The 26225-nt window shown below is 38.8% G+C and carries 21 protein-coding genes and 2 pseudogenes; 8 read left to right on the forward strand and 15 right to left on the reverse strand.

All coding sequences use genetic code 11. The features are described from left to right. Position 1: 1 nt before the first annotated feature. The 7 genes from M5121_RS07060 to M5121_RS07090 form a co-directional block, all read right to left on the reverse strand. Positions 2–253 carry a MoaD/ThiS family protein gene (locus tag M5121_RS07060; protein WP_087536153.1) on the reverse strand — a complete coding sequence of 84 codons (252 nt, stop codon included), beginning with the start codon at positions 251–253 and terminating at the stop codon, positions 2–4. 27 nt (positions 254–280) lie between these two features. Next, a complete protein-coding gene (moaA, locus tag M5121_RS07065; protein ID WP_249570744.1) occupies positions 281–1309 on the reverse strand; it encodes a GTP 3',8-cyclase MoaA in 1029 nt (342 codons plus the stop codon). Between the two features lie 280 nt (positions 1310–1589). Beyond that, positions 1590–2213 carry a molybdenum cofactor guanylyltransferase gene (mobA, locus tag M5121_RS07070; RefSeq protein WP_249570745.1) on the reverse strand — a complete coding sequence of 208 codons (624 nt, stop codon included), beginning with the start codon at positions 2211–2213 and terminating at the stop codon, positions 1590–1592. After that, positions 2210–4990 carry a nitrate reductase gene (locus M5121_RS07075; RefSeq protein WP_249570746.1) on the reverse strand — a complete coding sequence of 927 codons (2781 nt, stop codon included), beginning with the start codon at positions 4988–4990 and terminating at the stop codon, positions 2210–2212. Before M5121_RS07075 ends, mobA begins: the two co-directional genes overlap by 4 nt. Positions 4991–5182: 192 nt before the next feature. Then, the gene (nirD, locus tag M5121_RS07080) at positions 5183–6802 is read right to left on the reverse strand and encodes a nitrite reductase small subunit NirD (protein WP_249570747.1); all 1620 of its coding nucleotides are present in this window, start codon (positions 6800–6802) and stop codon (positions 5183–5185) included. A gap of 11 nt (positions 6803–6813) precedes the next feature. After that, positions 6814–9360, reverse strand: coding sequence for a nitrite reductase large subunit NirB (gene nirB, locus M5121_RS07085; RefSeq protein WP_004954617.1), 2547 nt, complete (start codon positions 9358–9360; stop codon positions 6814–6816). A gap of 28 nt (positions 9361–9388) precedes the next feature. Continuing rightward, positions 9389–10741 (reverse strand): MFS transporter, encoded by a 1353-nt coding sequence (locus M5121_RS07090; RefSeq protein ID WP_502798271.1) that lies wholly within the window; start codon positions 10739–10741, stop codon positions 9389–9391. A gap of 526 nt (positions 10742–11267) precedes the next feature. On the opposite strand from M5121_RS07090, the gene M5121_RS07095 reads away from it, so the two are divergent. The 5 genes from M5121_RS07095 to accC all read left to right on the forward strand — a co-directional run bounded on the left by M5121_RS07095 (position 11268) and on the right by accC (position 15895). After that, positions 11268–11858: an ANTAR domain-containing response regulator gene (locus M5121_RS07095; protein ID WP_249570749.1), complete on the forward strand. Its 591-nt coding sequence runs from the start codon at positions 11268–11270 to the stop codon at positions 11856–11858. Then, positions 11859–12869, forward strand: a complete 1011-nt coding sequence (locus M5121_RS07100) for an ABC transporter substrate-binding protein (protein ID WP_249570750.1) — start codon at positions 11859–11861, stop codon at positions 12867–12869. A gap of 745 nt (positions 12870–13614) precedes the next feature. Further along, positions 13615–14064: a type II 3-dehydroquinate dehydratase gene (gene aroQ, locus M5121_RS07105; protein ID WP_005160410.1), complete on the forward strand. Its 450-nt coding sequence runs from the start codon at positions 13615–13617 to the stop codon at positions 14062–14064. Between the two features lie 26 nt (positions 14065–14090). Continuing rightward, positions 14091–14513, forward strand: coding sequence for an acetyl-CoA carboxylase biotin carboxyl carrier protein (gene accB, locus M5121_RS07110; RefSeq protein ID WP_005160413.1), 423 nt, complete (start codon positions 14091–14093; stop codon positions 14511–14513). Between the two features lie 17 nt (positions 14514–14530). Next, complete coding sequence (accC, locus tag M5121_RS07115; protein WP_004661970.1) at positions 14531–15895, forward strand: acetyl-CoA carboxylase biotin carboxylase subunit; 1365 nt, start codon at positions 14531–14533, stop codon at positions 15893–15895. A 46-nt stretch (positions 15896–15941) separates the two neighbouring features. Here the strand turns inward: accC and M5121_RS07120 are convergent, their stop codons facing one another. After that, entirely contained in the window at positions 15942–16418 is a 477-nt protein-coding gene (locus M5121_RS07120; protein WP_005160433.1) for a hypothetical protein, read from the reverse strand. Positions 16419–16622: 204 nt separating this feature from the next. Between M5121_RS07120 and M5121_RS07125 the strand changes: the two genes are divergently transcribed. After that, on the forward strand, positions 16623–18113 hold the full coding sequence (locus tag M5121_RS07125) for an amidase (protein WP_249570751.1): 1491 nt from the start codon (positions 16623–16625) through the stop codon (positions 18111–18113). A gap of 1 nt (position 18114) precedes the next feature. Here M5121_RS07125 and M5121_RS07130 read toward each other — a convergent pair whose 3' ends face one another. The 6 genes and pseudogenes from M5121_RS07130 to M5121_RS07155 all read right to left on the reverse strand — a co-directional run bounded on the left by M5121_RS07130 (position 18115) and on the right by M5121_RS07155 (position 23598). Further along, entirely contained in the window at positions 18115–19287 is a 1173-nt protein-coding gene (locus M5121_RS07130; protein WP_249570752.1) for an MFS transporter, read from the reverse strand. Positions 19288–19633: 346 nt separating this feature from the next. Continuing rightward, positions 19634–19796 (reverse strand): annotated as a pseudogene (locus M5121_RS07135) (aromatic amino acid transporter AroP); the annotation flags it as partial. A 66-nt stretch (positions 19797–19862) separates the two neighbouring features. Beyond that, the gene (locus M5121_RS07140; RefSeq protein ID WP_249570753.1) at positions 19863–20891 is read right to left on the reverse strand and encodes an alpha/beta hydrolase; all 1029 of its coding nucleotides are present in this window, start codon (positions 20889–20891) and stop codon (positions 19863–19865) included. Between the two features lies 1 nt (position 20892). After that, on the reverse strand, positions 20893–22026 hold the full coding sequence (locus M5121_RS07145; RefSeq protein ID WP_249570754.1) for a YdcF family protein: 1134 nt from the start codon (positions 22024–22026) through the stop codon (positions 20893–20895). An 8-nt stretch (positions 22027–22034) separates the two neighbouring features. After that, positions 22035–23069 carry a UDP-N-acetylmuramate dehydrogenase gene (gene murB / locus M5121_RS07150; protein WP_249570755.1) on the reverse strand — a complete coding sequence of 345 codons (1035 nt, stop codon included), beginning with the start codon at positions 23067–23069 and terminating at the stop codon, positions 22035–22037. A gap of 16 nt (positions 23070–23085) precedes the next feature. Next, positions 23086–23598, reverse strand: a complete 513-nt coding sequence (locus M5121_RS07155; RefSeq protein WP_087545801.1) for a low molecular weight protein-tyrosine-phosphatase — start codon at positions 23596–23598, stop codon at positions 23086–23088. 181 nt (positions 23599–23779) lie between these two features. Here M5121_RS07155 and M5121_RS07160 point away from each other — a divergent pair, with 181 nt between their 5' ends. Together M5121_RS07160 and M5121_RS07165 are read left to right on the forward strand one after the other, a co-directional pair. Beyond that, positions 23780–24940: an iron-containing alcohol dehydrogenase gene (locus M5121_RS07160; RefSeq protein WP_249570756.1), complete on the forward strand. Its 1161-nt coding sequence runs from the start codon at positions 23780–23782 to the stop codon at positions 24938–24940. Further along, positions 24937–25380, forward strand: coding sequence for an acyl-CoA thioesterase (locus M5121_RS07165; protein ID WP_249570757.1), 444 nt, complete (start codon positions 24937–24939; stop codon positions 25378–25380). Before M5121_RS07160 ends, M5121_RS07165 begins: the two co-directional genes overlap by 4 nt. A gap of 46 nt (positions 25381–25426) precedes the next feature. Here the strand turns inward: M5121_RS07165 and M5121_RS07170 are convergent. Continuing rightward, positions 25427–26225, reverse strand: a pseudogene (locus M5121_RS07170) (DNA polymerase III subunit gamma/tau); the annotation flags it as partial.

Genomic DNA, 26225 nt, shown 5'->3' on the forward strand with positions numbered 1-26225 from the left:
TTCATCCTCCTGCAACAGGTGATAACAATACCAAAGTACATGAAGTATTTAATGCTGTTTGGCGTAGCACAATATCTTCACCTATCGCACACGCACATTTATCCATCGCTTTTGTTGCTTCTGGGTAAAGCATTACAATATGACTTAGCACTTCTTCAACCGTTTGATTTTCTGCAAACTCAAATGCAAGCTCTTTTGGCAATAACCGTTCAATAGCACCAAAAGCTTCTATTTTTATGTCAATGGTTTGCATATTCTCTCCAGACCACTTTTTTCCAAACTAACCACCTAACATATGCATACTAATTTTGCGTACTTGTTGGTGTTTTATCGCATGATAACCTTTCGCTTTGTGCCAAATATAAGGTTTAATTTGCTGATCAAGCTCTTGATAATTGATATCTTGAGCTAGTTGTTTCTGTTTAATCACAGCTTGTAAATACGGCTTTATATTCAGACCCTGTTGTGCAAATAAACAATTATATAATTCACCTTGTGCTGTTAATCGAATTCGATCACAATCACTGCAAAATGAATGAGTTATCGTAGAAATAATACCAATACAATATTGCCCATCTAACTGATACTGACGTGCGGGCTCATGCTGCTGTTGCAAAACTTGAATCTGATAAAAAGGCTGAAGTTGCGCTAAAATTTCAGCTTCACTCACAACTGACTGATCTGTCCAATGCTGATCGCCATCTAGAGGCATAAATTCAATAAAACGTAATGGAATACTGTGTTGCTTCGCCCACTTTACCATTGGCAGAATCTGATCATCATTCTGACCTTTCATCAACACACAATTGATTTTGAAAGCAAGCCCCGCTTTTTTTGCCGCCTCTATCCCATTTAATACGGGTGTGAGTTCTTTTTTAGTCAGTTGCTTGAATTGATCTGGGTCTAAACTATCTAGGCTGATATTAAGATCATCTAATCCAGCTTGTTTTAGGGGTTCCGCATATTTAGCTAAATAATGTGCATTGGTAGTGATCGAGATTCGTTTTAAACCCAATACTCGTAAACTCTGTAAATCTCGAATAAAATGAACAACACCCTGACGCATTAAAGGTTCTCCCCCAGTAATGCGAATATTTTCAATCCCTTGCTTCACCATATATTGGCAAAATAGCAGCAACGCTTCAAAACTGAGTAAATCTTGTTTTTTCATCCATTCTGGATGTTCAGGCATACAATAGGTGCATTTGAAATTGCAACGATCTGTCACGGAAATCCGTAACTTACGCTTAATACGACCGTACTGATCTTGCAAGATCGGTAAAGTCGTTTCAGGGCTATCATGCTTCATCTTTTGCACTCATATTGTGAATTTGCTGAACACTTAAGCACAAGTTATGTGCGACGCGGCTTGTATATGTGCAGCATACTGCTCTACTTAAGCAATATTTATTCCAATATTTTACTCTAATCCACCTTGAGAGCATTTATTTATCTAACAAAACAATTTATCGCTTCACAACACACAACTGTTATAAATTTCAATATACAACCGAAAACCATTCGCACCAATTAAAAGCAATTTTGTATTTTTTGAAATATTTTGGTGCGATTAACTTAAAGCTAAAATTTTAAATAAACAATTGTTTAAAAAATTTCATCTGCTGGTACTGCTGCAATTCATCTAGCGAATTGATGCTATGACAAAACAGACTTTGCTTTTGCAAAATAACTTGCTGAGAATTTAGCTGTTTAAAACATTCACGTAGGCTCAACTTACCTGCTAGGATTTGTTGTTCTAGCACAGGCAAACTGTCTCTTTTTAACAAACAAAATGGATATAAAGCATCACCATTAATTGCAACATAAGCCACTAGTGCTTGTGGATTTTTTTGTAGTGCGCGATGCAACTTAATTAAAACTTGATTGGGTATATACGTAACATCGCACGGAATAAACAAAGCATAGTCCGATTGCAGATGGGACCACGCACTTTTCATCCCCATTAATGGACCTAAAAAACCTGTTTGATCATCTGAATAACAATAGATATTCGGTTCAATCTGCTTGTAAATCGAACTATCTCGATGACTGTTTACCCAAATGCTTTGCACTTCTGATTTAAATTTCTGACAAATTTTAGATAGTTGAATTTGATCATCAAATTGTTGAAGTAATTTATTCATGCCATTCATACGGCGTGCTTGTCCTCCCGCCAAGATCACGAGATCTGTAGCGGGAATTTGCATAGTCATGCTTCTGCCTCCAACTGACAAGTCTTAATCAAACCACGAATTTCTGGTAAACATGAACCACAGTTACCGCCCGCTTTTAAACATGCCGTGACTTGCTTTTCATGCGTGATATTTTGCGTTTTGATCGCTTCAATAATCTTGTTTTTTCCTACTTTGAAGCAACTACACACCAATGGCCCATCATTATTCGCCGCTGACATTGGCATACCAGCCAATAACGCTTTACGATGCAAGGCACTTAATCGCTCACGTTTAAATAAACTTGCAACCCAATCACGATCTGGTAATAACTCAGCAGGTGCAATATAAAGACTTGCGATTAAAATTCCATCTTTGAGTACAATACTATGACTGAGTTGCGATGAAATATCCTCAATACTTAACCATTCATATGTTTCATCGACAAAAGGCAAAAAGGTTTTTAAGTTTTTTTGAGTTTGATCAATACTGTGTCGATCGGCAAGCTCATAACGCATTGCTTTTGCAGTTTTGATTTTTGTCCACCAAGCACAAGTCTGTAAAGATGGTTTAATTTGATGTTCGAACCCTTCTCGAACATATAAAACACCCTGCCAAGTTGTATGGAAAGGCTGTATTGATACTGGCGTATGCTTAAACTCAGGTTCACCTGAAATTGCATCTACAACAGGGTTAACTACTTTACCAATCCGAGCATCTGAGGCAACTTGTTCTGTCCAATGAATCGGCGCAAAGATTTGTCCACGACGAACACCTTGAGCCAATGTCACGCGTAATACACAACTTCCCCATACCGAACGAATCTCGACCAATCCTTTATCGCGAATACCAAATTTAAGCGCATCGTTTGGATGAATCTCACAAAATGGTTCAGCACGATGTGTGGTCAAATTTGCTGATAAACCTGTACGTGTCATGGTATGCCATTGATCCCGAATACGCCCCGTATTCAGAATTAACGGATAATCTTCAGAAACTGAGTGTACGGGATCGATTGCGATCGTTGGAATAAGTTTTGCTTTACGAGAAGCATAACTAAACTCGCCTTGACCAAAAAGTTGCTTAACCGATGTCGTCTGACCTTTTTCCCACACAGGCCATTGCGTTGGTTTTAGCTCGTTATATTCTTCAAGACTTAGATTGGTTAAACCTTTTAAATTAAAATAACGAAAATTTTCTACCTGATCACGTTCAGCTAAACTTGCATTTTGATATGCAGACAATGCAGCATGCTCATTAAAGATGTCACACGCATTGCTAAAATCAAAACCAGAAAAACCAAGTTTTTTTGCAACTTCAGCAACAGCCCACCAATCTGCTTTGGCTTGTTTTGGTGAAGCTAAAAATGCGCGTTGACGTGAAATTCGACGTTCTGAGTTAGTTACCGTTCCATCTTTTTCACCCCAACCTAATGCTGGTAGCAAAATATCAGCATAAGCCGTGGTATCGGTATCGGAACAAATATCTGAAACAACGACAAATTCACATTTATCCAATGCTCGTTTCACTTGATCGGCATCAGGCAGACTTACCACAGGATTGGTCGCCATAATCCAGATTGCTTTAATTTTTCCACTTTCAACCGCTTGAAACAAATCAACTGCTTTAAGTCCAGCTTGTGTCGCAATGGTCGGGCTATTCCAAAAACTTTGCACCAAATTTTGATGCGTTGCATTATCAATGTCTAAGTGTGCTGCCAACATATTGGCCAGTCCACCAACCTCACGACCACCCATCGCATTGGGTTGTCCAGTCATTGAAAATGGAGCAGCGCCTAGCTTACCAATTTTACCCGTCAGCAAATGACAGTTGATAATACTATTGGCTTTATTCACCCCTTGAGATGATTGATTAACTCCCATTGAAAAAAGAGTTACTACTTTTTCAGTTGTGGCAAATTTATCAAAAAACAATTGTAATTTTTCTTCTGAAATACCTGTGCGTTTTGCAACAGCTTTAAAATCTTGTTCCGTTCGATTCGCTTCTAAAAGTGCTTGAAGCCCCTCTGTGTAAGATTCAACAAACTCATGATCGGCATAACCATGTTGATATAAATATTGTAATAATCCTTTAAACAAAGCCACATCTTGACCCGGCAAGATTGGCAAATGCAAATCTGCTTGCTCGCAAGTGCTCGTAAATCGTGGATCGACGACAACCACAAATAAATTAGGATTTTGACTCTTCGCTTGCATAATCCGTTGATACAAAACTGGATGACACCATGCAGTATTGGAACCAACCAATACCACCATATCAGCATGTTCAAAGTCTTCATAACTTGCAGGTACAATATCTTCACCAAAGCTACGTTTATGTGCAGCTACGGCTGAAGACATACATAGACGTGAATTGGTATCAATATTAGCTGTGCCTAAATAACCCTTTACGAATTTATTCACCACATAATAATCTTCAGTTAATAACTGCCCTGAAACATAAAATGCCACACTTTCGGGTCCATATTGTTCAATACATGCCTGAAATCGATTTGCAATCTTCTCAATTGCAACATCCCATGTTGTCACATTACGGTGATTTTTGCGTCCCAACATCGGATTTAAAACACGGGTTTCCAACCCTAAGGTATCTGCTAAATTGCTCCCTTTAATACAGAGTCGCCCAAAATTTGCAGGGTGTTCTGTATCTCCTGAAACTTTAATATTTGAACCTTGTGTTTTATGTTGAACTTCAACATTAACACCACATCCAACGCCACAATATGGACAAGTTGTTTTTGTAATGAGTGTTTGTGCATGATCGGAGCGACTGTGTTCTAAATTTTGAATACTGTTCATGACTGCTCCTTTACCTATTCCATCTTTGCCCTAACTAAAGTTTCGATCGCTTAAAATTGTATGATCCGTGATCAATAGCCAATTTATAATCTACGCCTTAACTTTTATTGTGAATCTTTGGTTGACTACCATAAAGTAGTTAAATAACTGAGTTTTTGGTTTAGGAGAAATTTCTCCTAAACCAAAGTAAGATTAACCTGCTTTTTTCAATGCAAAATCTTTACCAAATAACAATTTATTTCTAAATGTCGAAACAGGTGTTTGATCCGCAATTAACTCGGCATACCACATACCATCTTCGGTATCACCGAATAAAACAGCGCCAATCACTTTATCTTTTTGGATAATAATACGCTTGTAAATATGGCGTTTTTCGTCATTTAAAATGATGTCTTCGTAGTCGTCGGCAGGATCAATATTTCCCGCAGAGAATACATCGACACCACTGACTTTGAGTTGAGTTGGAACGGTTGGTGATTTGAAAGTTAAACTACCGTGTTCTGCCAAGTGTGTTGCACAGATAAATGCTTGTCCCCACAATGGCTCTACAAGACCAAAAGTCTGATTACGATGCTCAATACATTCACCCACTGCATAAATACTTGGGTCAAATGTTTGCATCGTATCATTGACCAAAATACCACGATTACAACGTAAACCAGCACTTTGAGCCAAAGCAATATTCGGACGAATACCTACAGCAAATACGACAAGGTCGGCATCCAACACTGTGCCATCTTTCAGACGTACTTGGTTAACATGACCATCATTACCAATCAATGCTTCAGTATTTGCCTCAGTGATAATATTAATCCCTTTTTCTTCAATGCTTTGACGCAACATACGACTCGCACGTCCATCAAGCTGACGCTCCATAATGCGATCCATCAAATGAAGAACAGTAACATTCATGCCACGTTGCTTGAGACCGTAAGCTGCTTCTAAGCCAAGCAGACCACCACCAATCACCACAGCATTTTTCTTCGTTTCGCAATATTTAATCATGGTATTGACATCATAAATATCACGGAAACTGATTACACCTTTCAAATCAACGCCTTGTACAGGTGGGATAAATGGAGATGAACCTGTTGCAATGATCAAACGATCGTAATCGACACTTTCGCCTTTTTGTGTATGCACTACTTTACGAGTACGATCGATTTTTATAGCAGGATCGTCAGCAATAAATTTGATGCCCTTATCGCTGTACCATGCATGTGGATGCAACATAATATCTTCGATCGTTTTCTCACCAGAAAGCACGGGTGAAAGCATGATACGGTTATAGTTACCCCAAGGCTCTTCACCAATCACCGTTACATCATAACGATCAGGTGCCATGTCGAGTAAATCCTCTAGACAGCGCATTCCAGCCAAACCATTACCGATCAAAACGAGCTTCAGTTTTTCTTGAGAAACACCATTATTGGTAATATAAGTTTTTTGCGGAACAGTACCTACCCAAACTCGACCATTTTCGATTTTGGTTGGAAAAACAGAAAGCTTTTTATCTTTATCTTCTAGGCATCGACCTGTTGCTAAACTGAAGTGTTGTTTGTAAATCGGTGAGGCAATAACACGCTCACCTTGCAAATCACCAATAATACCGCGCGCCATTACATTTGCTTGGCTAAACGGATCTTGATTACTTAATGCGTAAATACGTTTTTCGTTCCCTACGCGGAATAAAGCAACGGATTGACCCGCAATAAGTGCACCTACACCTGTATTTGGCGTGATGTCATCAAGATGACACACATCAATCCATTGATTTTCTGGAAGCATATTCATGTCTTTTAGATTTGTCATTTTGATTCTCCTTATGCTTCTACCATCGGGATACGATCAACTGAACGTTCAGCTTCATTTAATGGACGGATCTGATCACGCACTTCAGTAAATTGAATATATGGATCAGCTTGCTCTTCAGCGCTTGCGTTAATGTAAGTTTGGAAGCGTTTACGAATCTCAGGATTCTCTACCGCAGTACGCCATTCGTCTTGATATGTTCCAATGACATGCGCCATGCGGTTTTCAAGTTCTTCTGCAAGACCAAGCGAATCATCAACAATCACAGCTTTGAGATAATCTAAACCACCTTCCATGTTGTCACGCCATACACTGGTACGTTGTAAACGATCAGCAGTTTGGATATAGAACATAAAGAAGCGATCGATATAACGAATCAAAGTTTCAGTATCTAGATCAGAAGCTAAAAGCTCTGCATGGCGTGGTTTCATTCCACCATTACCACACACATATAGGTTCCAACCTTTTTCTGTCGCAATTACACCAACATCTTTACCTTGTGCTTCAGCACACTCACGCGTACAACCCGACACAGCCATTTTTAGTTTGTGCGGTGAGCGTAAGCCTTTGTAGCGGTTTTCTAATTCGATTGCTAAACCAACAGAATCATCCACACCATAGCGGCACCAAGTGCTACCCACACATGATTTCACTGTACGTAATGATTTACCGTAAGCATGCCCTGACTCGAAGCCTGCTGCATTCAACTCTTCCCAAATAAATGGTAGCTCGTGCAGTTGAGCACCAAATAAATCAACGCGTTGACCACCTGTAATTTTGGTATACAGGTTATATTTTTTAGCAATTTGACCTACCGCAATCAAACCATCTGGCGTGACTTCACCACCTGCCATACGCGGTACAACAGAGTATGAACCATCCTTTTGGATATTTCCTAAGTAGTAGTCATTACTGTCTTGTAGACCTGCGTGCGTTGGCTCCAATACAAAGTCATTCCAGCACGATGCCAAAATGTTTGCTGTCATTGGTTTACAGATATCACAACCTAAACCATGACCATGTTGTTGAATCAAATCATCAAACGTTTTGATTTCATTTACACGGACTAAGTGATAAATCTCTTGGCGTGAGTATGGGAAGTGCTCACAAACATGGTTATTAACCGTTACACCTTGACGTTGTAACTCAGACTTTAAAACTTGAGTAACTAATGGCGCACAACCACCACATGCTGTTGCTGCTTTAGTACATTTCTTTAAAGCACCTAAAGAGGTCGAACCATCACAAATCGCTTGGCAAATATCTGCTTTCGACACGTTGTTACATGAACAAATCGTTGCACTGTCTGGAAGTAAATCCACACCGCTACCGCCCGCTTTCGCACCAGAATCAGCAAATCCTGGCATGATTAAGCTTTCAGGTGTTTCTGGCAATGCGATACCATTCAACATCATTTGTAAAAGATCGTTATATTCTTTTGCATCACCAACAAGTACTGCGCCCAGTAATTTGGTTTTATCTGCATCTACGACGATTTTCTTATAAACCAATGCATCTTCATCAGCATAGAAATAGCTAAGCGAATTCGGTGTCATGCCATGAGCATCACCAACCGATGCCACATCTACACCCATCAATTTCAACTTAGTGCTCATATCAGCACCAGCGAAACAATGTGTTTCTTCAGCTAAGATATGCTTGGCTGCAATACGCGCCATATCATAGCCCGGCGCAACGAGACCATAGATTTTATTGTCCCAAAGCGCACATTCACCAATTGCGTAAATATTTTCATCAGATGTTTGGCAGTAATCATTGATCTTGATACCACCACGCTCCCCAAGCGCTAAACCGCTTGAACGTGCTAACTCATCACGTGGACGAATCCCCGCAGAGAATAAAATCACATCCGTTTCAAGCTCACTACCATCAGCAAATTTCATTACATGCTTAGCATTATTGCCAGCTTCAATACATTGCGTTGCTTTTTGTGTGTGAACTTTTACACCTAAGTTTTCGATTTTACGGCGTAATACTTTACCGCCCAAATCATCGATCTGAACCGCCATCAAACGTGGAGCAAATTCAACCACATGTGTTTCAAGATTTAAATCACGTAAAGCTTTAGCCGCTTCCAAACCGAGTAGACCACCACCGATCACCACACCTGATGTCGCGTTTAGGCTTGCAGCACGGATCGCATCTAAATCTTCGATGGTACGATATACAAAGCAATTTTCACGATCATTACCTGCAATTGGCGGAACGAAAGCATATGAACCAGTTGCCAGTACAAGTTTGTCGTAACTGATGACATCACCCATACTAGTTGTCACTGTTTGTTCTTTTGTATCAATTGCAATAGCTTTGGTATTTAGTCTTAAATCGATACCATGAGCATCGGCAAAATCGAAACGAGCAAGTGATAAATCTTTCGCTGTTTTACCTGAAAAATATTCAGTCAAATGTACGCGGTCATATGCAATACGTGGTTCTTCAGCAAGAATTGTTATCTCTAATTCATCATCAGCTTTCTCTAAGATGGCTTCGATGAATTTATGACCCACCATACCGTGACCAATCATCACTAATTTCATTGTGTTTCTCCTAAAATCTAATCTGAGATTAAGCTGCGCTGTTTTGTTCTGAGCCACGTTCTAAAATTGCTTGTTCAAATAAACGTTGTTCTTTTTCTTTATGCTCTACCGAAAATCGGATAAGCATGACCGAACTCGCAGCAATGACCACTAAGCCACCTAAAACCATTAAACAAGTTTGAATATCCAACATACCTTTCAGTAAGAAACCTGCTGCCACTGCACCAACGTTTCCACCTGCACCGATGATGCCTGCAACACCACCTAGCGCTTCACGATCAATGAATGGAACAAGCGCATAAGTCGCACCACATGCCATGTGTGTGAATAATGCAAATACCGTCATTACGAGAATAGCGAGTACAGGTCCATTCATTTGCGAGAACAACATTAAGAAAAGCCCTTCGCCAAGGATCAATCCAAACAGTACTTTAGTACGACCATCCAAGCCTTTTTTGAGTGCAACTTTGTCTGAAAGAATCCCACCCAATGCACGGGCAAATAATGCAAGCAAACCAAAGACACCTGCTGCTAAACCAGCTTCTTTTAATCCAAAACTGAAGTGCTCGACGTAGTACATCGCAATGATGTTATGCATGAAGATTTCGATCCCAAAACATGCAGCGTAAGAGCAGAATAAAATCCAAACACGGTAGTTACGTGCAGCATGCATTAAAATTGCAATACCGCCTTTTTTATCACTACCCGCAGCAAAACCTTGTGCACGCAATTCTTTAAAATTACCTTGCGGACAATCTTGTGTGAATTTCCAATAAAGAAGACCAACAATCACCATCATCACACCAGGTACAATCAGTGCAATTCTCCACCCCATTGCTTGCTCTACACCAAACATCACCAATGCAGATAGAAGTAGCGGCATAAGGGCTTGCGTTGCTCCACCTCCTGCATTTCCCCAACCTGCTGAGGTCGCATTTGCTGTACCTACAACGTTAGGAGCAAACATAATGCTAGTGTGATATTGAGTAATTACAAAACTTGCACCTATTGCACCAATCAGCAATCGAAAGAAAAGGAACGATTCATAACTATTTGCTGATGCAACACCAAATACAGGAATACTTCCTAATAGCAACAAAGTGGTATACGTCTTACGTGGACCGTATTTGTCGCACAATGGCCCTACAATCAGTCGAACCAGAATCGTGATGGCAACTGCGGCAATGTTAATATTTGCGATTTGATCTTTGGTTAAATGAAACTCACCTGCAATGACAGGCATCAATGGTGCGCAGGCAAACCAAGCAAAGAAGCAAACAAAGAAAGCAAGCCAACTCATGTGGAATGCTCGCATCGCTGGCGCTGAGAAGTTAAATAACTTAATTGATGTGGCTTTTTTCGCCGATAAATCTAAAGACATTGCCATCTCCTATACTGAACGTATACTGCTTTGTTGACACATATCGCTGTGTAAACAAACCGATCAGATCGGACATCGTTGGCCGTCTTACAATTTTTAAAAAAGTCTTCATTGACTCAATAAAGAAAATGCAAATGTTATGCCAATTAATAAATTAAAAATTAAAAATAACATTAACTATTGTTTAATAATGATTTTTTATAAAATAAATAGCGTTTTAAATATCTTTTAATTGATTGAATAAATGCCGAATACATCAATGAACTGCTTTAAAGCACAATTAAACATGCTTCAAAATAATTCTTTTTATGCACCAACAATGAACATTAATTATTTTTAACAAAGATCATATCCATTTTTTATTTGTTTCCCTTAGCTGCAACGATACAATAAAGCGCACAGAATCGAGGCTAAAGTAATGCCTGCACTGAATAGATCATTCCTCATGGCATTAATTTTGCTTCAAAAAAATACTTAAAGCGCATTATGCTAAATGTGCATTGACTTAGAATTTGACTTTATATTTATGCCGAAACTCAAAATCGCACTTATAGATGATGATCAGGCTCGAGCTGAATACATTAAAACATGTTTAATTCAACATGACTTTGATGTCGTTGCTAGTTTGACTTTAGATCACCTCAATGTTTTTAAATTAGAACATCTTCAAGCAGATGTTATTTTGCTTGATATGGATCACCCTCATCGTGATGTAATTGAGAGTTGCGTAAGCAATTTTGACTTACCAACGGTATTATTCACCAAGAACACTGACCGAGATATGATTAAACAGGCGATTGATGCAGGGATTACCGCTTATATCGTTGATGGTATTGATCCAAGTCGTTTACATACCATTCTGGATATTTCGATTGAGCAATATAAAAAGCATAAAAAACTTGAATGTGATCTAAAAGATGCAAAAACAAAACTCGCAGATCGAAAAGATATTGAAAAAGCGAAAGTTTTACTGATGCAACTTCACGGTCTCACTGAAGATACAGCATTCCAATTATTAAGAAAAAATGCGATGAGTCATCGTATGACCATCGGTGAAATGGCACGTCGCTTGCTCGATGCACAACAGCTTTTGAACAATCAATTAAGGGATGAATAAATGAGCAGTTTAGAAAAAAGTGAATTGCAACTTGGCTACATCCCTTTGCTCGATTGTATTGCCTTATTATGGGCAAAACAGCGTGGTTTGTTTGAAGCAGTAGGTCTAAATGTTACCTTAACCAAAGAAGCTTCTTGGGCAAGCCTACGTGATCGACTGGCTTTTGGTCTTTTAGATGCTGCACATTGTTTATCTGCCATGTTACCTGCAGCCGCAATAGGTGCTGATCAAATTGGTATTCCATTACAAACACCACTCGTTCTCAGTGAAAATCGAGCTTTTATAAGTTTAAGTCAAAAACTATGTTATCAGTTAGATATAAAGAAATATGATGCTGTAGAGCTATCAGCTAAAAAATTAGTAGAACACATGAAAAAAAATTATGTGGTTTCTTTAGGACATGTTTTCCAGCATTCCATCCATCATTATTGCTTAAGAGAATGGTTAGCATTAGCAGATTCTGAACTGGCACATTCAATACAAGTCAAAACCTTACCACCTCCATATATGGTAGAAGCGTTAAATAACCATTTAATTGATGGTTTTTGTGTTGGCGAGCCATGGAATACTCAGGCAGAATTGGCGGGATTAGGGCAAATTGTCGGTTCGAGCCAAGACATCATTCCCAATGTTGCGGATAAAGTTCTAGCTGTAACACAAGAGTGGGCTCAACAGCATCCAAATACATTAATTGCCTTAACTCGCGCAATCTTGCAGGCTCAACAAGAGTTACGTGTATTAGAAGATTTTGAACCTGTCTGGCAACTTTTAATTGATTTTGATGTCATCCAGTTTGAATGTTCGCCAAGCATTCATGTTGAAAAATACTATACGATCCAAGGTATAATTCGGAACTTCGTTAAAAGTAGTGCTATACCTAAAAGTACAGATTTTGAATGGTTATTTCAGCAAATGCAAAAATGGAACAATTTGCCTGTAGGTTCTATAGATTATGAAAATAAAGCACAAAGTTTTCTACTATTAGATACTTATTTAGCAGCATCAAAATAAGAGAACTCGTGATAAAAAAAGCTGTCTTGTGAAAAGACAGCTTTGAAAAGACCCATAAGAGATTCTGCCAATCGAGAGCGATCTCTTATGTAATAGCTATACTATCTATATGCAATTTATCTTTTTCGGACATTTTCATGTCATTAGCAGCCATACAAAACTTCACAATTCATCTTTTTTGCCAATAAGCCACTTTCGTCGATTTAATCACCCCCCCTACCCACGAGCTTGAACTCAATGTCAAATTGAAGCTAATGCTTATTATCAATCTAAACTAGCATATTTTTATAATTCAGTATCACGACGCTTCATCCACTGCTCTCTTTAGAAGTATGTTTATACTAATTTTAAAAAATCCATTAGAATTAAAACAAATATTTTTCAAAAGTTTAGAATAAAAAAATATTCATAGCTTGAAATAAACACATGAACTAATTAGAACTCAATTTAAGTTTCAAAAAAGCAAATCAATGAATTACATGACCTTCGAGTTACACAAATTACATGAACGAAATAAGGTAATTCAGTTTAAAATAGTGAAAAATAAATAAGCCTGAAATTTGTCATATTTTAACATTGCCATTTCCTTGCAAAGTTTTCATTATATGCAGCATGCTTGGTATGCAACTTTCTTCATCCATTAAAAGAAATTATAAGAAAAAATGCAGAATTTTGTGCCATAATAAGCAAACTTTGCAGACATCTTGCAAAAAACATTTGCAGATTTAGAACTGGAGCAGGCTGAATGAGCTCAACCATTTTGGTAATTCACGGACCGAATTTGAACTTGCTAGGAAAACGCGAACCAGAGGTTTATGGTTATCTCACCTTAGATGATATTAACCAGCAACTCACTACTCAAGCTCAGCAAGCATCATTTACACTAGATACATTTCAAAGCAACTGGGAAGGTGCGATTGTCGATCGCATTCATCAAGCACAAACTGAAGGGGTTAAATTTATCATTATTAACCCTGCAGCCTTGACTCATACTTCAGTTGCTCTACGCGATGCCCTTCTTGGCGTTGCGATTCCATTTATTGAGGTTCATTTGTCAAATGTTCACGCCCGTGAATCATTCCGTCATCACTCATATTTATCAGACAAAGCCATTGGTGTTATTTGTGGCTTAGGTGCGAAGGGTTACTCCTTTGCTCTCGATTTTGCAATCGAAAAAATTCAATCTTCTAACTAATTTATACATTTCAGGAATGCTCACTCATGGATATCCGTAAAATCAAGAAACTCATCGATTTGATGATTGAATCTGACTTACAAGCGATTGAAGTTAAGGAAGGTGATCAATCCATCTCATTAACTCGCCCTACTCCAGTTTACGCAGCGGCACCTTTGGCAGCAGCACCTAGTGCTTCTGCTCCTGCGGCTCCAGCGGCAAAAACACCTCGTGGCGCCGTAGAAACGTCACCGATGGTTGGTGTGTTCTATTCTGCACCAAGCCCAGGCGAAGGCCCATTCGTAAATGTAGGTCAAACAGTTTCTGCGGGTGAAACACTGGGTATCATCGAAGCGATGAAAATCATGAACCCAATTGAGGCGACTAAAAGCGGCGTGATTGAAGAAATCTTGGTAAAAAATGGAGAAGTGATCCAATTTGGTCAACCACTTTTCCGCTACCGCGCCTAATTAATTTGGGGATTCTAATGTTGCAAAAAGTATTAATTGCAAATCGCGGTGAAATCGCCTTACGAATTACGCGAGCTTGTAAAACGCTTGGCATTAAAACAGTGGGTATTTATTCTGATGCTGACAAAGACTTAATGCATTTACGCTTCGTTGATGAAGCTGTCTGTATTGGGCCGGGTACCACAAGTGAAAGTTATTTAAATATTCCTGCAATTATTACTGCTGCAGAAATTACAGGTGCGGATGCCATCCATCCTGGATACGGCTTTTTGTCTGAAAATGCTGAATTTGCTGAAATTGTAGAAAGCTCAGGTTTTATTTTTATTGGTCCTCGCCCTGAACACATTCGTCTTATGGGTAACAAGGTATCCGCGATTATTGCCATGAAAAAGGCTGGCGTACCCACCGTACCTGGATGTGACCATGCTGTAACGATTAACAATGCACTTGCTGAAGCAAAAGAAATTGGCTTCCCGTTGATCGTCAAAGCAGCATCAGGCGGCGGTGGTCGTGGTATGCGTATCGTTGAACGTGTCGACACATTACTTGAATCAGTTCAAGCTGCACAACGTGATGCTGAGATGTGGTTTGGTGATGATACTGTATACATGGAGCGCTTCTTACAGAAACCTCGCCATGTAGAAGTTCAAGTGTTAGGTGATGGTAACGGTCATGCAATCCATTTATATGACCGAGACTGTTCTTTACAACGTCGTCATCAAAAGGTGTTAGAAGAAGCACCTGCTCCAAATCTACCAGAACAAGCACGTGCTGATATTTTAGAAGCATGTGTCAATGCTTGTAAGTTGATGCAATACCGTGGTGCTGGAACTTTTGAGTTTTTATTTGAAGAAGGCGAATTCTTCTTTATCGAAATGAATACTCGTGTTCAAGTTGAGCATCCTGTAACTGAAATGGTTACTGGCATTGATATTATTGAACAACAACTGCGGATTGCGGCTGGTTTAGGTTTAAATATTGAACAGCATGAAGTCGAAGTAAAAGGTCATGCGATTGAATGCCGTATCAATGCTGAAGATCCGACCACCTTCTTACCTTCTCCTGGTAAAATAGAAAACTTCTATGCACCCGGCGGCGCAGGTATTCGTTTAGATTCTCATATTTATCAAGGCTATAGTATTCCGCCGTATTATGATTCGATGATTGCAAAACTCATCGCTCATGGTAAAGATCGCAAAACATCTTTAGCTCGCATGCGTCAAGCTTTAGATGAAATGATTTTGACTGGAATCAAAACCAATATTCCATTACACAAAGATCTTATTTTGCAGGATAAAAACTTCTGTGAACAAGCTATGGATATTCATTATCTAGAGAAGCATCTGCTAAAACAGCTTGAACCGAAAGCTGAAAAAGCATAAATAAAAAAGCCTCTAAGTTAAGAGGCTTTTTTATTATTCAATCTTTCTAAGGTAGCACACGGCGTAATGTCGCAAAACATTTTTCGCCTTTTTCATTGGCGCAAAAATTAATGGTGTGATCATTTTCCCATTTCACAAAATATTGCGAAACTTCACCAGTTTGGTCTAGTGTTTGACCTGAGCAATCCATTTGATTATTGTCATACTTAATCTGTAAAACTAATGCAGGTAAACGCTCTTTATGATCTTCTGAAGGTTGATAATCATATAAACCATAAGACCATTCTTGGTTACTCTTAATTACGACCTCATTCATTCCACGAAAATTATAGTATTCGACACACTTCTTATTATTAGGAATTTCCATTCCCCATAGCCCCATGATTTCAGGACGAGTTATCACCCGAATCGCATTTGCTTTAGCCAATTGTTGTGCTGTTACTGCTTTTTCATTTACGACCGTGTCTGCCATAGTCCATGTTGAGCAAGCCCATAATAATCCAATAATATAAATATTTTTCATAGATTTAATTAAGTCGTAATTTAAACGGTGCAAGGCTTTAAATTAGCATATTTTTTGAGAAAAACATGCATTCATAACCATATAAACACAATATTTTTAGCTTGAATTTTATTTGATTGTTATGGCATTTTTTCATGTATGCTAGTTCTAGATTTACAGTTTTTTTATTTACTTTATAAAGATTTAGCTTTAGGGATAAAAGCCATGAAATTTTCTGAATATGTGCAATATGATGGTTTAGGATTAGCAGAACTGGTCAAAAGCAAACAAGTTCATCCTTCAGAATTATTAAAAATTGCATTAGAACGAACAGATCAAGTCAATCCAAAGCTAAATGCCATTATTATTCCAATGTATGAGCAAGCGAAGCAGCGTACACAGCAAGAATCCTCTGGGTTATTTGCAGGCGTTCCTTTTCTAGTCAAAGACTTATTCCAAGAATATCAAGGTATTCCAACCTCTTATGGTAGCCAAGCGCTAAAAAAAATTAACTATACACCTGATTTTAATGCTGAAATTGTAAACCGCTGGGAACAAACAGGGATTATCACTTTTGGTCGTACCAACACGCCTGAGTTTGGTATCAAAGGAATTACAGAACCCGATGCTTGGGGAGCTTGCCACAATCCGTGGAATTTAAAACACAATAGCGGTGGTTCTTCGGGTGGATCAGGCTCTGCAGTTGCAGCTGGAATCGTCCCGATTGCTGGCGCAGGTGACGGTGGCGGTTCAATTCGTATCCCCGCTTCTTATTGTGGTTTATTTGGATTAAAGCCGAGTCGTGGTCGTACACCTTGGGGGCCACAATACAGTGAAGCAATGCATGGTGCTGCCATGCAACATGTTCTCTGCAAAACAGTTCGCGATAGTGCTGCCATGCTCGATGGAGTTCAAGGTCCAGAACAAACTTCACTTTTTAGAATAGAAGCACCTGAAAAGAAATATTTAGATATCATTCAACAGACTCCAAGAAAACTCAAAATTGCTTTTAATACTCAATCACCGATTGGAACAAAAGTTTCTAAAGACGCGATTCAAGCTGTTCAACAAACCGCTCAGTTACTGGAGTCTTTAGGGCATATTGTTGTAGAAGATCGTCCAAAAATAGATGGTTTAGCATTAGGAAAAGACTTTGTAACGACTTGGTTCAGCCAGTTCTCATATATGCAGGCACAAATTAAACAAATGGCAGGTGCAACTGATCATGATTTCGAATTAGATTCTATTGCCCTCGCTGCTTTTGGGGCTAAGACAACCGCAACAGAATATATTCATACGCTTAATAATTGGGGACTTTATAGCACTCAAATGAACATTTTCTTTGAAAAATATGACCTTTATTTAACCCCAACAACAGCATCAGTCGCACCAAAAAATGGGGAAGTTGCTACACCTAATTGGCAAAAACCAATCTTGAAAGGACTGTTAAAAGTAGGAAAAGCGCACTATCTGGCACAAGGTAAATTAGTTGAAAAAATGGTGCAGGATAATTTAAGTTGGGTGCCTTTTACACAGTTAGCAAATGTTACAGGACTACCTGCCATGTCAGTCCCATTATATTGGAACAAAAATGGCTTACCTTTAGGTAGCCAGTTCATTGCACCTTTTGGACGTGAAGATCGTTTATTGCAACTTGCAGCACAATTAGAACAAACACAACCGTGGATGTCTCAATATCAGAATATTCAACTCTAACCTAAGTTTTAGCTGCCGTGTCCAATTGATTCGGCAGCCAAAATACTAAAAACAAACCGATGAGTACAATACCGCTTGCATATAAGAAAATTGTTGCGCCTGAAAACACTTGCCAATAATGCCCTGCTAATAAACTTCCAGATGCAACCCCTAACCCCCACATGGTGCTGTAAAGTGCTTGTCCCCGCCCTTGTTGCTCAGCTGAAAAATTTTGAAAAATCACTTTCATTGCAATTAAGTGAAATAATCCAAAACTAAAGGCATGTAAACATTGAGCAAATAACTGACCCAAAAAATGTGTGTTTAATATACTAACTAAAAACCAGCGTAAACTTGTCAAAATCAAGCATACTGCAACTAGTGTCCGCCAAGAGAAACGAGTAAAGAAAACTTTTTGCGCTATGGCAAACATGATAATTTCTGCAATTACGCCTGTTGCCCACAGCGTTCCAATTTGTGTCGTGCTAAACCCAATCTCTTTTAAAAAATTACTATAAAAACTATAAAATGGCGCTTGTGAGAATAATAAAACAAATTCAATCGCAAAAAATGCAGCCACAGTAGGTCGTTTTAAAATAGGTAATATAGATTCTAGTTTTTTTTGCGAGCTAGGCGCATGTTCAGGTTCTTTAATGCTAAATGACCACAAAAAAGCTAAAAATGAAACCGCTAGAAGTAAAATGGGTAGCATTGAAATTTGAATAATTTCTAATAAAGCTCCGATAATGAATACGCCTAATATGAATCCAACAGATCCCCACTTTCTAACTTTTCCATAAAGCTCTGCGCGTTTATCCCCCAACCAGAATAAAGTAACGCCTTCAAATTGCGCCAAAATTGCATTTTGAAAGAAACTAAAGATCAGCATGAGTAGTGCAACAGATTGAAAGCTATTCGGGATGACAAAGATGGCAAACCAGATGCAGGCTTCCATCCATGTTGCAATACGCACTAGCAACATTCGTTTGCCTGACTTATCAGCAATCCAGCCCCAAATCAGCGGTGCAAAAAAACGAGTAATAATCGCAATTGAAGACAAAATACCAATTTCTTGATAATTAAAACCTTGATCTTGTAGATACAAGTTCCAATAAGGCATGAATGTACCCACTATGGAATAGTAGAATAGGTAGAAACCACCCAATCGGGTTTGGATACTTAAAGATTGAAACAATTCACGCGCCTTTTACATAGATCAACAGCTATCATTCACAACAAGATGTATTGCCTTGCGATAAACATAAATTTTAGCGGATTTAGATATTTAATTCGTCCTTTTATTTATGATGAATACCCACCTCAGTAACTTTTATTTTTCATTCAACAATAATAAAGGGGCTGAAATATTCAGCCCCTTTATTCATTTAGATATAGTTTAGCCTTTATATGTCGGGCAGAGTAAAACTTGAAGTGCGACATACCCCCCTAATTAATTTAAAAGGTTTATGGAGTATATAAAATTGTCATACCATCATCTTAACTTTGAAGATCGTACTGCATTAATGCTTGAATCAAGAAAAGAAGGCTTTTTCTGGGAAAGCATAATTTAGTAAAACACATAATACTGTTACAAATGCAGAAATCAGTACAGCATTTGTAGGAATACCTTGGCTGTCTAGTGATGCAAACAACCATCACAAATGGACTACCACCATTCGCCATTTGATTCCAAGGAAACATAGAATGTGGAAATTGGCAGATGCAAATACATTCTAATTCGAGTAATGATTAAGCTATAAAAAATCACCACTAGTAATAGTGGTGATTTGGTTTTGCATGTAAAAATGCAGGAATCAATCCAGTCAAAGCAGCTCGAATATCTGCACGCTCATTAATCAATTGATGTGAACCCTCTTCCAACATCAACAAGGTCTGTAATCTAAATTTTCGTCTAATATATTCAATGTTATAACGCCAATCTACCGTTTGATCGAGTGCACCTTGAGCAAGCCATACAGGAATACGACATGCAGGTCGATGTTCCATTTCTAACATCCATTTGGACATTGCTAAAATCCAATCCATCCCCATCATTCGAGGCTGTAATGGATCAGTTAGGCGAATAAATCTTAAAAACTCAGGATTATGATTATTACGACGGAAATGTCGTGGTACTTGGCTCTTTATACGACGAATAATTCCTAAGCCAACAGAATTATGCCACCAAGCTGTTTTTGCAGGTCGAATCAATGGCGATAAGAGCAACACTCGATTAACGATCGGATCTTCTCTGCGTTCTGCAAACTCCAGTAAATGATGCATCCAGATTGCACCACCTGTACTTTGACCAATGCCTAACCACGGTCTAGGCAACTGTTTGGCCCCACGAACAGCTTCATATACTGCATGTAAAACCTGTTGGTAATGGTCAAAATTCTGAATACTTGCTGGTGAACCATTACTTAATCCATGACCGGGTAAATCGTATGTAATAACACTGAATCCTTGATCAAGAATTTCTTTTATAATGGGTTGATAAATACCACTATGTTCTAAGTATCCATGTAATAAGCATACTGTACCTAAAATCTTTTCGCGTTGAGGTTGAAATACTTGTACATGTAAACGAAATAATGGCATTTCAACATAGCCTTGCCAGTGTTCGCAATCAAGTAAATCCAAACCATAAAGCTTTCTATAGGCTTGTAGTGCTTTTGAAGGTTCTATTAATTTTGATAAATCAAGCGGCTCTAAAAGCTGAGGCGTTGTTTCTCTATTGGGGATAGGTAAATCCAATTGTTTAAGTATTGTCGGATTTAAAAATGGAATATTGGACATATTATGGTATCTCTCGACAATCACTTGAGCCAAAAAGCGTATCACGAATCGTAGCTAGCAATTCATAGTTAGCACGACGACTGTGATCATAGTTTTGTTCACTTGGTCGCCAGTCTGTCAATATTGTTGGCATCGGTGCGATCACAGGAACAGTTTCAATTCCATTGAGTGCAAATAAACGTCTTGTTCGTGGCATATGATATTCATCTGTGATGAGAATGACTGTCGGTGCGCCACCTTTCTTTTGCAGTAATAATGAACTAAATCTGGAGTTTTCACAGGTATTCATACTTCTATTTTCTAGAAGTTTCGCTTCTATACCGCGTTCTTTCAGCCAAGCTTGCATATAAGGTGCTTCAACACCACTTAAAACAATAGGAAGAGGATATTGCTTTTCGACTTGCAAAGTTTTTTCCAATCGAAGACGTGTATAGTTATTTACAACAATATCTTTACCATTTGCACCAAGTGTCAAGCCACCGCCTAAAACAACAATTGCATATGGCTGAGACAATCCTTGCGACTCGTTCATTCCGTCCTTGTTCTTCTTCAGATCAACTAAATCTTTATTTGTCTCGTCTTTTTCATCTGAATAAACAGGTAACTCAACAGGATATGTTTCTAAAAAAGCAATATATTTTCCCATTAAAGCCTGATTATCAGGCGTATTCCACTGTAAAAAATCCATTGGCGTACTTGCTGCTACAGCAGAACTCTCTTGTTCCTGTTCTGATTTCTCCGCCATTAATGGAATATTGGTCTGCTGGTTTTCTTCTACATTTTCACGTTTTTGCTCTTCGGTAATCAGTTGTTGTAATAATTTATAACGTGCTTGAATTAATCTTAAATCTTCAGGTTTTTCAGACCGAAATGTTTTTTCCATTAACTTGAGATAAGCTTGGCGCGCAATCCACAAATTAGACCCCGGCTCCAAAGTTTCATGCTCGCTTAATGCAGCTGGTTTCTGACTTTGTGCAGCAACTTCATTCACATCAACAGGTACAAATCGGTTTAGCCCCTTTACAACCAATTGCGAATAAAATGGCGAATATAAAAAAAGTACAAAGCAGCCTAATAGCACGAAAAATATAGTTATGATTCGTACTAAGCCAATCATCCAATGTACTTTATCCATAAAATTCCTTATACATGATGTGCTTGGATTAAGCCTTGCTCACTATACAACACTGGTTCAGGTTCTAATTGAATATTAAATTTCTGTTTTACATCACTTTGTACAGTTTGATAGGTATTTTTAACATCAGCTAATGTCGCATCTGCATAATTCACTAACACCAATGCCTGTTTATCAAACATTCCAACAGAACCAAGTTGTTTACCTTTCCAACCTGTTTGATCAATCAGCCAACCCGCTGCAACTTTAACATTGCTATGTGCTTGAGGATAATGGGGAATATTTGGAAAATGTTGAACAATTTTGCCAAATTCAGCTTCAGTCAAGATTGGATTCTTAAAAAAGCTTCCAACATTTGGAAATTCTTTTGGATCAGGCAATTTACTTTGACGAATATGAATCACCTGATTTTGTAAATTTTCAGCGGTGAATTCCTCTCCAACAGCTTTTTTAAGATCACCATAACTCAACTTCAAATCAGCTTTTTTTAATAGTTTGAAAGTAACACTGACGATGATGTAGCGGTTTGGATAGTCTTTGAAAATACTATGGCGATAAGCAAAGTGACAGTCCGAACCTGAAATAGAATCAAATACTTTTAGTTGACGATCATAGACTTGAACAGAATCGATAAACTCGCCAACTTCAACACCATAGGCACCAATATTCTGCACAGGTGATGCACCCACTAAGCCGGGAATGAGTGCGAGGTTTTGCAAACCAAACCATTGTTGTTGAGTGCTGTACAACACAAAGTCATGCCATACTTGCCCAGCACCCACTTTTACTGTGATGGTATTTTCATCTTCAGCGAGAACATTTATCCCTTGTATATTTAAATGCAACACCAAAGCTTGAATCTGTTGGGGTAATAACACATTACTTCCACCAGATAAAATCAAAGCATTCAAATTGTGTTGCTCAGCAAAGTTTAATGCCTCGATCACATCATCAGGATGATTGATTTGAACATAATGCGAAGCAATAGCACTCAAATTTAATGTATTTAAGTTTTTAAGCTGAACTTGTGCTTGTACCTGCATATTAAATTAAATCCTATTACCCTACTTTCATTTGCTTTTTAAAAACGTTAACCCATGCTTGGCTGCTAGATTCACATTGATCAAGTACTCGATCAAATCCATCCGATCCACCGTAGTAAGGGTCAGGCACTGCCTGCTGGTTAAAATGAGGATCATGCTCACTCATCAATGCGATTTTGGCGCGGATCTGTTCCGCACCAAACTGGCGTACCGCTTTCGACATGAGGGACTGAATATCGTCAAAATTCTCATGGTCCATCGCCAGAATCAGATCAAACTCAATAAAATCCTCAAGACGAATTTGTCTGGCACGTAAGCCCGATAAATCATAGCCACGCTGTAGCGCATGTTTCTGGCTTCGCGCATCAGGTGCCTTGTTTGGGTGGTAATTGCTCGTACCCGCCGAATCGACAGATACATTTAAACCATGCGCATCACAATAATGTCTGAGAATTGCTTCCGCTGTGGGTGAACGGCATATATTTCCTAAACAGACACATAATACCTTGTACGGTATTGGGGATGGCATAATCACCTCAAAACTACACTTTTTAGAACATCTTATGGTAATTTATTTGGGCAGTGAAACCTATAGTTGCCTTATATAAAAATGTTGTATTTATTAGAATTTGTTGGCATTTTGTCTATGATTGCGACATAGGTCAGGTATGGACGATGATTTGTCAAAAGATAGAAATAAGGATGTACGTATGAACCAGTTTCAGTTCCAGACCGTTCCCAACATTATTGCAGGTTTAGGTTCAATACAGGAACTTAGAACCATCTTGTCACAACATGATTATCGAAAAGCGCTTCTGGTCACTGATGCTGGCATGATTCAGCACCAGCTTCATTTACCCATTCTAGACATTCTGGATCAGATAGGTCTTGAGACTATCATTTATTCCGATATTCAGGCCGACCCACCTGAACATATTGTTTTAGAAGCTGTTGATTTTGCGACACAAGAGCAAATTGATGTGATCATCGGTTTTGGTGGTGGTAGTTCCATGGACGTGGCTAAAATCATTGCCTTGCTCGCACACCCTAAACAACAGCAAAAACTGAGTGAAATCTATGGTGTAAACCAAGCCAAATCCCCTCGTTTGCCACTCATTCTTATTCCAACAACAGCGGGAACAGGTTCAGAAGTCACACCAATCTCAATTGTCACAACAGGTGCAACCACTAAAATGGGTGTGGTAGCACCAATTTTATATGCCGATGTGGCCATTTTAGATGCAACTTTTACACAAGGCTTACCTGCGCATATCACGGCTGCAACAGGTATTGACGCGATGGTACATGCAATTGAAGCCTATACTTCAAATGTTAAAAAAAACTTCTATGCAGATATGTTAGCCCAAAATGCACTGAAATTATTAAATCATAATTTAGCTAAAGTGTTGAAAAATGGTGCTGATTTAGAAGCTCGCCAAAATATGTTGGTCGGCTCAATGCTTGCTGGTCAAGCATTTGCTAATGCTCCAGTCGCGGCAGTCCATGCTCTCGCCTATCCATTGGGCGGACATTTCCATCTTTCACACGGACATACCAATGCCTTAGTTTTAATTGAAGTGCTTAAGTTTAATGCACCCAAAGCCAAGCAGCACTATGCAGAGCTTATGCAACTGTTAGATCCACGTAGTACAGGTTGCACAGATGGTTTATGTGATCTATTTATTGATCATATGCAGAATCATTTGGACCAGAGTGGGTTAACATTGAAATTAAAAGATTTAGACATTCCTGAGGCGAAATTACCTCAGTTAGCAAAAGATGCAATGCTACAAACCAGATTGTTGCAGAACAATCCAAGGGAAATGACCGAGCAAGACGCATTACAGATCTATCAGGCGATTTATGCATGAGCAAACCAACTTTAAAACGACGCGAACAATTTAAATTCTTTTTTCCAATCCAAACCCGTTGGGCCGATAACGATATTTATGGTCATGTGAACAATGTGACCTACTATAGTTATTTTGATACAGCAGCTAATTCTTTACTGATTCAAAAAACAGAATTTGACATTCACAACAGTGAAGTTATTGGCTTAGTGGTTGATTCAGCTTGTAGCTTTCAACAGGAACTGTCGTTTCCAGAAATCATTGAAGTTGGTGTAGCGATTGGCAAAATTGGAAATTCATCACTTAGATATGAACTGGCAATTTTTAAGCAAGATCAAACACAAGCAGCCGCTCAAGGGCATTTTGTGCATGTGTTTGTAGATCGACAAACCAGAAAAAGCACAGCAATTCCAGATGCAATGCGCTCGACACTCTTCGAATATTTGCTGCTGACCTTATAAATGAATAGAGGCAAAACGTTTCCGTTTTGCATCTTACTTAGAATCGTTAAGATTTCAATTGAATGTTATGTAACTCTGCATCAAAAGTTTCCACTAGGCTTTTGATTGTGGGTTCCTTGCTTAATAATTCGATCGCCCGATGATAAGCTCTTTCTTTACGCTCATTCTGCATAACTAAAGGCGTATTGGAATTAACAGCACCATATTGAACACTGAACAGCGTTTGTGGCCATTGTTCTTTTAATGCATCCTCCAAACCATGTTGCAATTGCGACAACATGCCTTCATATTCTTGAGGAATCAGGAAAATAGAAGTACCGTTAATCTGTCCTTGCATCACACCATGTTGAGCTAACTCTTGAACAGCAGGTGAAAGCTGGCTGGTTCTAAACCAGTATTCCCACTTCTCCAAATTCCACTCACCTTCCAAAACCTGCTCACGCAATTTTAAAATATCTTGAGGCATCAAATCTGTTTGCCCAAAATCTTGCTGTTGTATTGGCGATCCAACAGGCTGATCTGCGACCACAATCGGTTCCGAAACAACAGCTTTAAGTACTGGCTCTGCGATGAGATCAAGTGCCTGTTCAGCTTGAGGCTGCTTCAGATGTACTTGAGGATTTTGCTCAACAGGAAAAACCAGCACATCATCCGCCTCAACGATATTCGACTGAATCGTTTGTTGTTGCGCTGATACATCCAATCCAATTAACTGCCCGTCCTCGGCATCAAACACCATGAGATGAGGATTTTGATTGCGCTGTTCAGGTTCAGGTTCAGGTTCAGGTTCAGGTTCAGGTTCAGGTTCAGGTTCAGGTTCAGGTTCAGGTTCAGGTTCAGGTTCA

It is taken from the genome of Acinetobacter sp. ANC5681, from assembly GCF_023488045.1.
In the GTDB taxonomy this organism is placed as follows: domain Bacteria; phylum Pseudomonadota; class Gammaproteobacteria; order Pseudomonadales; family Moraxellaceae; genus Acinetobacter.